This window comes from Streptomyces sp. AC555_RSS877, assembly GCF_019049245.1.
Classification (GTDB): Bacteria; Actinomycetota; Actinomycetes; order Streptomycetales; family Streptomycetaceae; genus Streptomyces.
In genome coordinates, this window is the sequence record NZ_JAGMUK010000179.1 from 3838 (window position 1) to 12915 (window position 9078).

General features: G+C 68.1%; 6 protein-coding genes and 2 pseudogenes. 2 read left to right on the forward strand and 6 right to left on the reverse strand.

Features of this window, described 5'->3' with window-relative positions; all coding sequences use genetic code 11:
* Window positions 1-751: alkene reductase (locus tag KUM49_RS38425; protein ID WP_254402431.1), on the forward strand; the 751-nt coding region annotated here is incomplete at its 5' end.
* 246 nt (window positions 752-997) lie between these two features.
* Here the strand turns inward: KUM49_RS38425 and KUM49_RS38430 are convergent.
* The 5 genes and pseudogenes from KUM49_RS38430 to KUM49_RS49185 all read right to left on the reverse strand — a co-directional run.
* Window positions 998-1311: pseudogene (locus KUM49_RS38430) on the reverse strand (transposase); the annotation flags it as partial.
* A 206-nt stretch (window positions 1312-1517) separates the two neighbouring features.
* Window positions 1518-5078, reverse strand: coding sequence for a helix-turn-helix domain-containing protein (locus tag KUM49_RS38435; RefSeq protein ID WP_217241591.1), 3561 nt, complete (start codon window positions 5076-5078; stop codon window positions 1518-1520).
* Window positions 5079-5592: 514 nt separating this feature from the next.
* A complete protein-coding gene (locus KUM49_RS38440; RefSeq protein ID WP_254402432.1) occupies window positions 5593-6150 on the reverse strand; it encodes a hypothetical protein in 558 nt (185 codons plus the stop codon).
* A gap of 556 nt (window positions 6151-6706) precedes the next feature.
* A complete protein-coding gene (locus tag KUM49_RS49180) occupies window positions 6707-7435 on the reverse strand; it encodes a hypothetical protein (protein WP_254402433.1) in 729 nt (242 codons plus the stop codon).
* The gene (locus tag KUM49_RS49185; protein ID WP_254402435.1) at window positions 7390-7857 is read right to left on the reverse strand and encodes a hypothetical protein; all 468 of its coding nucleotides are present in this window, start codon (window positions 7855-7857) and stop codon (window positions 7390-7392) included. The genes KUM49_RS49180 and KUM49_RS49185 overlap by 46 nt, the downstream gene beginning before the upstream one ends.
* On the opposite strand from KUM49_RS49185, the gene KUM49_RS38450 reads away from it, so the two are divergent.
* Entirely contained in the window at window positions 7849-8448 is a 600-nt protein-coding gene (locus tag KUM49_RS38450; RefSeq protein ID WP_254402434.1) for an SAVMC3_10250 family protein, read from the forward strand. The two genes, KUM49_RS49185 and KUM49_RS38450, sit on opposite strands and share 9 nt — an antisense overlap.
* A 336-nt stretch (window positions 8449-8784) precedes the next feature.
* Here the strand turns inward: KUM49_RS38450 and KUM49_RS38455 are convergent.
* Window positions 8785-9078, reverse strand: a pseudogene (locus tag KUM49_RS38455) (hypothetical protein); the annotation flags it as partial.

Here is a 9078-nt window from a genome sequence, read left to right on the forward strand (position 1 = left end):
TGGCCGCCGCCTCCTCGCCCCCAGCGCGATCGCCCGGACCGGCGAGACGTTCACCGAGAAGGGCGAGCAGCCCTACCCCGTACCGGAAGCGATGACCACCGCAGAGATCCGTGCAGCCCTGGAGGACTTCGTCACCGCCGCCCGCCGGGCCATCGAGGCGGGAGCGGACGGCGTGGAAATCCACGGCGCCAACGGCTACCTGCTCCACCAGTTCCTCTCCCCGGCGGCCAACCAGCGCACCGATGAATACGGCGGCTCGCCGCACAACCGCGCCCGCTTCGTCGTCGACGTCGTCACGGCCATCGCCCAGGCCGTCGGTGCCGAGCGGGTCGGGCTGCGGATCTCGCCGGAGGTCGACTTCGGGGATGTCTTCGAGACCGACCGGGACGACGTCCTGGCCACCTACGGCACCCTGCTCGACCAACTGCGCCCGCTGGGCCTGGCCTACCTCTCCGTACTGCACATCGAGCCGGGCGGCGACCTTGTACAGGAGCTGCGGCGGCGCTTCGACGGCAAGCTGATCGTCAACAACGGCCCCCTCGGCGGGGGGCAGACCACCCGCGAGCGGGCGCTCCAGCAGATCGTGGCCGACCACGCCGACGCCGTGGCCGTGGGCCGGGCCCTCATCGCCAACCCCGACCTGGTCGAGCGCTGGCAAGGTGGCCACCCGCAGAACGAGCCGCGGCCGGAACTGTTCTACGGGCCGGGCGCGGAAGGCTACACCGACTACCCCTTCCTCGAAGCGGTTTGAGGCCCACGGTCACGCCTGTCCATGCGGCAGCCCCACTCACCCATGGACAGGCGCCCGACCGGCGACACTGTGGCCGCCCCTTTGAGCCCGCGGTCACACCGGCGATCACCGGCTCGAGGACCGTCGGGTCCGTCAGGGCGGTCACGGTCCGCAGGTTCCTGGTCAGCAGCCTGCGTTCGGTGACCTCGTCGAGCACATCGCTCTCGTGCGTGCCCACCGCGGCGGCCTTCGGCCACAGCTGACGCCAGCCGCGGCTGTGGCTGGGGGTGTGACCTGGTAGCACCGTCGGTCACGGATCAAGGCCCACAGGACGTTGACGCGGCGGCGGCGAGCGCGAGGAGAGCCTGGACGTGGCGTTTGCCCTCGGCGCGCTTGCGATCGTAAAACTTTCGCGAGTTGGGGTCGCGTTGAACGCTGACCAGCGCGGAGATGTAGAAGACGCGCTGCAGGCGACGGTGGTATCTCGTCGGTCGGTGGTCGTTGCCGCTGACCTGGCCGGAGTCGCGTGGGGCGGGTGCCACGCCGGCGAAGGCCGCGAGCCGGTGGGCCGTGGGGAAGGCGTCCTCGCACCCGGCGCAGCCGTCAACGCGCGAAGCGGCAGGCGCTGGCGCGACGGCTACGTACCGTCAGGCCGGAGCCGGAAAGGGAAGGTTCAGGGTACTCCCGCAGTGATCTGGCCGGTGTGGATGGGACGCTCCGTCGTGGGAGATTGCGGCTCCGCTGGGGCCTCGTCAACTCGTGGGGAGTAGATCATGCCGGTTGAAGGTCAGGTTGTGCATACAGGGCTGAGTGTCTGGCTGGGGAGATACACCGACCGTTCCTGCCGGGTGAGGTCGCGGTTGACGGCCTTGCATATCTCGCTGATCGTTCCGGCGGGGTCGGGCAGGGTCGCATCCCAAAGCTGCACGTCGCCGTCGTCGCTGCCGGTGGCGAGGGTGCGGCCGTCAGGGCTGAACGCTATGGAGGTGACGCCGCCGAATTCGGTGAGGATGGCCCGGGTGTAGCCGGTGGCTGTGTCCCACAGTCGCACGTTGCCGTCGTGGCTGCCGGTGGCGAGGGTGCGGCCGTCCGGGCTGAAGGCCACGGACGTAACGCTGCTGGTGTGTCCGGTGAGGGTGGCCTTAGCGCGACCGGTGGGTACGTCCCACAGTCGTGCTGTGCCGTCGCTACCGCCAGTGGCTATGGTTTCGCCGTCGGGACTGAAGGCCATGATGCCGCCGGTGTGTCCGTTGAGGGTGGCGAAGGTGCGGCCGGTGGAGAGGTCCCGCAGCCGCGTCACGCGGGTGATCTGGTGGTTGGGGTCCGTTTCGCCATAGCCGCCGACTGCGAGGATCGTGCCGTCCGGGCTGATGGCCAACGAAGTCACGGAGCCATGGCCGTCGAAGGTGGCTCTATTTCGGCGGGTGGCCAGGTTCCACAGGTGGACGGTGCCGTCGCTACTGCCAGTAGCTAAGGTGTCGCCGTTCGGGCTGAACACCACCGATCCCACGTCGTGCTGGGGACTGATGAGGGTGGCTTGGCTGCGGCCGGTGGCTTGGTTCCACAGTTGTGCCCTGCCGTCGCTGCTGCTGTCATCGTCGCTGCCGGTGGCGAGGGTGCGGCCGTTGGGGCTGAAGGCCATGGACGTCACGGAGCCGATGCTGTTGAGGATGGCCTTGGCGCGGCGGGTGGCTACGTCCCACAGCCGTACCGCGCGTTCGCTGCTGGTGGCGAGGGTGCGGCCGTCCGGGCTGAACGCTACCGAGGTCACCACGTTTGGGTGGCCGGTGAGGGTAGCCCGGCTGCGGGTGGCATTCCACAGTCGTGCTGTGCCGTCGTCGCCGCCGGTGGCCAGGGTGCGGCCGTCGGGGCTGAAGGCCAGGGACGTCACGCTCTTGGTGTTGCTCGTGAAGGTGGCTTGCGTGCGGCCGGAAACGGGGTCCCACAATCGCACCAGGCCGTGACCGCTGCCGGTGGCGAGAGTGCTGCCGTCGGAGCTGAAGGCCACTGATGTCACGCCGTTGGTGTGGCCGTTGAGGGTGGCCTTGGTGCTGCCGGTTGCTATGTCCCAGAGGCGCGCTGTGCCCTCGTCGCTGCCGGTGGCCAGGGTGCGGCCGTCGGGGCTGAAGGCCAGGGACGTCACGGAGACAATGTTGTTGAGGGTGGCCTTGGTGCTGCCGGTTGCTATGTCCCAGAGGCGCGCTGTGCCGTCGCCACCGCCGGTGGCCAGGGTGCGACCGTCAGGGCTGAAGGCCACGGATTCCACGACGTGGATATGCCGGAGGGTGGCCAGGATGCGGCCGGTCCCTACGTCCCGCACCCGCACCGTACGGTTCCCGCCGGCGACCAGGGCACGGCCGTCGAATCGGAAGCCCACAGACGCCGGGCTGCCAATGAACTTGTTGAGGGTGGCCTTGGTTCGGGCGGTGGCCGCATCCCAAACGCGCGCAGCGTCGCTGCTGCTGGTCGTCAGGGTGCGGCCGTCGGGGCTGAACGCCACCGATCTCACGCCGCCGGTGTGCCCCGTGAGGCGATGTTGGAGGGGCAGGGCGGCTGCGGCGTAGAGGCTGGTGGTGGCTTCGCGGGTGGGGCTGATCCGGTAGGCCTGGATGGCCAGGAGCGAGGCAAGGTCGGTGTTGGAGTCCAGTAGGGCGGTGGATTGGGCTGCGAGCTGGCGTGAGAGCGCCTGGCGCTGCGCGGTGACAGCCTCTTGCTGCGCGGTGACGGCGGTCTGGCGTTGGTCGAGGGCCAGACCGGCGGCGGTGATGGCCATGACAAGCAGGACGGCCAGGGCGGAGGCGAGGGTGCGCAGGCGCCTGGTGGTGCGTGCGGCGGTGCGTTGTTCGTGTCGGCGGGTGTCGAGGCTGGCGGTGAGGAAGGACTGTTCCACAGGGGTGAGGTGGTCTTGGCGTTCGGGCGTGAAGGTTTCTTTCGCCAAGGCCAGCTGCGTTCCGCGGTAGAGGGCTCCTGGGTCGCGGTTCAGCTGGTCCCAGGTGGTGGCGGCTTCGGTGAGCCGACGGTGCTGGCGTAGGAGTTCGCGGTCGCGTTCGATCCAGGTGTGCAGGCGGGGCCAGGAGGTGATGAGTGCTTCGTGGGCGAGGTCGACGGTGTCGTCGTCGAGGGTGACCAGACGGGCGCGGGCGAGGTGGTCCAGGACCAGGGCGATGTCGGCGGACGCAGGTCCGCAGGTGGCGAGTTCCGTGCGTTGGGCAGGGCGGCGGGTGTCGTGGGCGCCTTCACCGGGGACGATCAGCCGCAGCAGGAGGCGGCGGGTGAGGGCGGCTTGTTCGGGGGAGAGTTGGGTGTAGAGGTGTTCGGCGGTGTGGGCGATGGCGCCGTGGACGCCGCCGGCGGCCTCGTAGCCTTTGAGCGTGAGGGTTTTGCCGCGGCGGCGGCGCCAGGTTTCCAGCAGGACATGAGACATCAGCGGCAGCCCACCGGGCTCATCGACGACATCGGCAACGACCCTCGAGGTCAGGGCACGCTCCAGTGTCAGACCATCAGCTGCGGCGGGTTTGACGATCGCCTCGCGCAGCTCCTCCGGCGTCATCGGGGCAACCAGTAAGTTCGCCGTACGTAGGGCGTCGGCGAGGTAGCGGTGTTCGACGCAGTGGCCGTAGAAGTCCGCTCGCACGGCGATGACCACGCGCAGGTGGCTGTCGGGCTGCAGGGCGGTCAGCAGCAGGTCGATGAACTGGGTGCGCTGGTCGGGGTCCTGGCAGAGGGTGAAGATCTCCTCGAACTGGTCGATCATGACCCAGGTGTCCGCGTCTCCGTCCAGGGGGATCAGCGTGTCGGCGTGGGCGGTGGGGTTTTCACCCGGGGTGAGGATCCGGATGGCCGCTGGCCGGGCCGTGGGTGAGGTCTCGTTTTGCAGGGCGGGGATGAGTCCGGCCCGCAGCAGGGAGGACTTCCCGCTGCCGGAGGTGCCGACCAGGGCCGCGAACCGGTGCTCGCGCGCCAGGCCTGCCAGGTCGGCCACCAGGCGGTCGCGGCCGAAGAACCGGTCGCGGTCACCGGGCTCGAAACGGGCCAGACCCCGGTACGGCGCCACCGCCCCGTCATCACCCGGCGGCTGCGCGGCCTCCTCCTGCGCCGCCTGCCGCCAGCGCCGCTCCCACTCCTGGGCGTCCCCGCCGCACGCCTGCACGTAGGCCAGGACAACGGGCAGCGAGGGCAGCCGCTCGCCCGCGGCGGCCTCAGACAGGGTCGCGGCCGAATACTCGACACGGTCGGCCATAGCGCGGTAGGTGGTCCCGCCGGACTCCTGCCGCAGTGTCCGCAGTTGGTGGGCGAAACGCTGGACTGGACCAGCCTCGGGATCCAGCGGACTTTCACGGCGACCCATCTTCTGCTTCTCCTTCTCCGGCGGAAACGACGTGGCCAGTGATCCCGATCGGGCGGGCAAGCCGAATCGGCTTTCCCTGTAGTACACCAGCGCACTGCGCCAGACACTGTCGCGCCGATCCGCTCTCTCCGAGGGCGCCCATCCGAAAGAACCCGTTGCGGATTTCTGGGAGTGCCCCGTGTTCCCTCCTCCGCAGAGAACACGGAGCACTGCGGCCGACAACGACCGGCCCCCAACTGTTCACCTCACGCCGGGCGGTGAGATCGCCGACACCGATCGGATTTGGGTGGCCGAACATCACCCGGGCGGGCGCTGCTCCACGCGTCGGCAGTCGCCACGGCTCACGGACCTGGACTTCGTGGTCCTGGACGAGTGGTTGTGCGCGTCGAGATGACCGTGCTGGCACGCTCCAAGGGGCGGCCGGGCTTTCCGCGAGGTGCCCCTTGTCTGGCAGGTGTCCATGGACGGCGGTCCAGCCTGACTGGACCGCCGTCCCTCCCCCTCAGGCCGTGGATCAGGCGATGACTTCCGCGGTCGTGAGCAAGAAATCACCGTCGTACACGTCGACGGTGACGTGGGTCCCCTCGGCGATGTCCAGGTCGACGATCTTGTAGTCGATTACGTTGCTCGTGCCGGGCGGCCGGACCACGCCGGTCCTGTGGTAGGCACCGCTCCCGTCGAACCACCCTGCTTCCACCCAGATGCCGTCGCCGTCGTTCTTGGTGTCATACACCCAGAGCTTCTCGTCGTAGGGATGGAACTCCACCTTGGCGATGTACGAGCCGCCGTAATAAAGATTGACCTTGGCTGCGTAACCTCCGGCGTCCTTCTCGAAGTAGGTGCCGTCGAACGGATCGCTGATCGAACACGGGCAGTTGTCCGTGTCGCGGTAGTTGATGGTGTCCGTCGGGTAAGGCGCGTATGCCTGGGCCGGTGCGACTGCCGTGCCGAGCAGGGCTCCTGTCGCCAGGGCTACCCCCGCGGCGAGTCCCAGCGTCCTCCGCCACACGCGGCCGGCCGATGATGTGGTTGCAGCTGAGGAGTCCGCAGCAACGCCCCTACGAGTTTTCATGGTTGATTTCCTTCTTCTTCGTGGGTGAGACCGGGTCGCTCCACCCATGGTGTTGCCGGGTGGGCGCGGCCGGATTGGGTCCTCACAGGCCGTTGCGCCATGGGACGGCCCGATGCCGACGTCGAACGGGCTGGCCTGTGTGGGGAGTTGGGGAAGTGGCAAAGTGGTGAGGGCTCACGGTCTCGGTCATGGCCGTGACCTTCTGTCTTCAGGCACTGCCGGTGCTCACACCGCCGAGCGAGCTTCCTGTGTTGCTCACACCTTGCATCTGCCTGTGGAACTGTGGACGCCGTTTTGAGCGGTCGCTCAGCGGTGTGCATGCCTCAAGTTGAGCGGCCGACGCATTGATTGGCAGGGCCTTTCTGACGGCCAATCAATGCCCGGGCACCACCTCTCCGTCCGGGTTGTGCGGGTGCGAGGGCGGGGTCTCTGCTCTGGTGCGGGGCGGCTGGTGAGGGGGCGGGGTGTGGCGGGGCGTCGATCTGCGTGCCCAGCATCAAGATGACCGCGGCCCGTACGGTCATCAGCGGTTCCTGCGATCGGTCGGACGGCGCGCTCACGGAAGCTCCTGGCGGTGGTTCTCGCGCCTGCGCCACTCCTTGCCGAGGCGGTGTAGTTTGCGTCGGGCCCGCTCTCCTTGCGCTTCATCCTGCTGCACCAGGTCCGATGCTTTGGGCCACGTCAAGGGGTGGTTTTCCGACCAGGCACGGACCAGGGCCTGTTCCTGCTCGTTGAGCTGTCCTGCCACGTAGCGCACCGGAGCGGTCTCGAACTGCTGGGCCCAGGGAACGAGACGGGGGATCACCAGATCCTCCGGCCCGGGCACGGTGTCCCGCTGCTCCCAACCCTCCGGGATGTAACCGATCGAGGCACCGCGGATCTGGTGATCGCGCTCGGAGTCGCAGCCCTGGCGGGCGTACCGGACCAGGACCCTGCGCACCGACTGGTCGTCGGTGAGGTCGGCCTCCTGCTCCCATGCACGCTCGAACATCGCCACAGCCAGGGCCTGACAGTGGTCCTCCAGCACCGGCCACAGACGCAGGCAGCGGCGCAGGAAGTCCTTCATCGGCTCCGTGTCGCCCTTCATATACGCATCGAAGGCGTAGCGGGCCTCGGCAAGGACGGACGGCTTCAGCCGCTTCGCCCAGTCAGCGACAGACCGGACTCCGGCCAAGAGGTCGGCCATATGGCCACCGATGAGGTCCGCCATCATCGGGAGGGTGCGCAGGACCTCCTGCATCATCCGCGGCACTCCCACCTGGATGGCGAAGCACGGGGCGAGCATTCCTGCCAGCTTCGCCAGGCTGGGCAGGGGGGAATCAGAGCCGGGAGACCTTCGAACACCGGGGCCAGGCCGAAGTGCAACGGACGAACGAGTTCACCGAGACCAACCAGCGGCTGGAAGGCGTCAGCCATCGACGACAGACGGGCGGCCGATCTCAGCACGCTCGCCAGGGTGTTGACCTGCGGCTCGATTACGGACAAGACCGCCCTGGGAGGGTTGAGTCCGTCCAGCAGCCCCAGCGTGTTCACGACGGAGGGCAGTACCGAGTTCACGGTCTCGGACAGCGAGAGGATTTGGGGCTGCACGCCGGCCAGCGCCGACAGCGCGGCATTGCGGGCCGTCAGTCCGTCCAGCAGCGACTGGCCGACCATCTCTCCGATGTCGGGAAGCCGGGGAACTGCCAGGAGTCCGTCCTGGACCATCTCAACAAACAGTGCTGGGCGCGCACCTGGGAGCCTGCGGCCTGCGCGCACCTGGGACGCGATGCCTGGCTTGAGTTCCGGGGCCCGTTCCGCTACGGCGCAGCAGTCAGTGATGTCGGATATGACGACCGCGGCGTGTTTGTCTACGCATCACTGGAAGAACGTCACTGCCCGCACCGCGACGGAGAGTTCTGCCCCAACATCGAACTTCTGCTGTGCGGTTCAAAGCAGCACGTGAGAGATCATCGCGATCATCCGCCGACCAGGATGGGCTCCGGCTCGGACTGGCTGCATCACATGGCAGCCGAACTCGTCCAACCAGAGGCAGAGGGGGACACGACGCCCCCCAAAGCATTGGCCTCCGCCAATCTGCGCGATCAAGAATTCGCGGCCAGGTCAGCCTTCTCCATGATCTCGCACTTCTACCGAACTCCTGGGTATCTACGCGGGCATGCCCGCGTGCTGTGCAACTTCCCACCGGAGCGGCTGCGGCACCGGATGATCGTGGCCACCCCCTTGTACGTGGAGGCTGGCGTGCAGCCGGTTCCGTCGACGCGCCAAGCCGGGGTGCCTGAGCGGCGCAGGCGCTAATGGCTACCACCAGGTCTGCGCTCCACCTCTCACGAATCGGATACCGCTTGAGCGTGTGCACCTGCCGTGACGGCATCGGGGACCTCGCTGAGGCGCTTGCGCACCCGTTCGCGACGCCAGCCAGTCCGACCCGAGTCAGGCAGGAGTGTGCACGCCGTATCAGATCACCGACCTTGCGGGCGCGTCGCGTCTCGAAGGTGGCGCTCTGCCCAGGCACGCACTCCGGGCTGGGCGAGCGGGTCGTGGGAGAGGATCTCCAGTGCTTGGAGCCCCCGCCAGTCGTGGCTTTCCGCGAGCACTATCGCGGCCTCGGCTGGCAAGCGGGGGCGGAGAGCATCAGGCGATTTTGGTATGCGCTGCAAACCAGGAAGCACACTGCAGCAGGGCTTGCTCGACGTCGGCGCCATCGGTTCCGGAAATGACGACGTCTCCGACCCTGTCGAAGGTCACGGATGTTTCTCCCACCGTGTCGCCAGGAGTGAGCTTGAGGTCGGCGTGCATCACTCCAGGTCGCGCCAGCAACTTGTCTCTCGTGGGCATGCTCTCGATGACGCCGGCCTGAGCGGTCAGGTGAACGAAGCCCAAGGTGCCACCCTCGGTGGGGTGTTTGGGGGGTGCGGGGGTGTTGAG

Coding starts and splice junctions, on each gene's coding strand:
- KUM49_RS49180 (WP_254402433.1), bottom strand. CDS start 7,435: ATGCTCGCCCCGTGCTTCGCCATCCAGGTGGGAGTGCCGCGGATGATG.
- KUM49_RS49185 (WP_254402435.1), bottom strand. CDS start 7,857: ATGGTCCAGGACGGACTCCTGGCAGTTCCCCGGCTTCCCGACATCGGA.
- KUM49_RS38440 (WP_254402432.1), bottom strand. CDS start 6,150: ATGAAAACTCGTAGGGGCGTTGCTGCGGACTCCTCAGCTGCAACCACA.
- KUM49_RS38435 (WP_217241591.1), bottom strand. CDS start 5,078: ATGGGTCGCCGTGAAAGTCCGCTGGATCCCGAGGCTGGTCCAGTCCAG.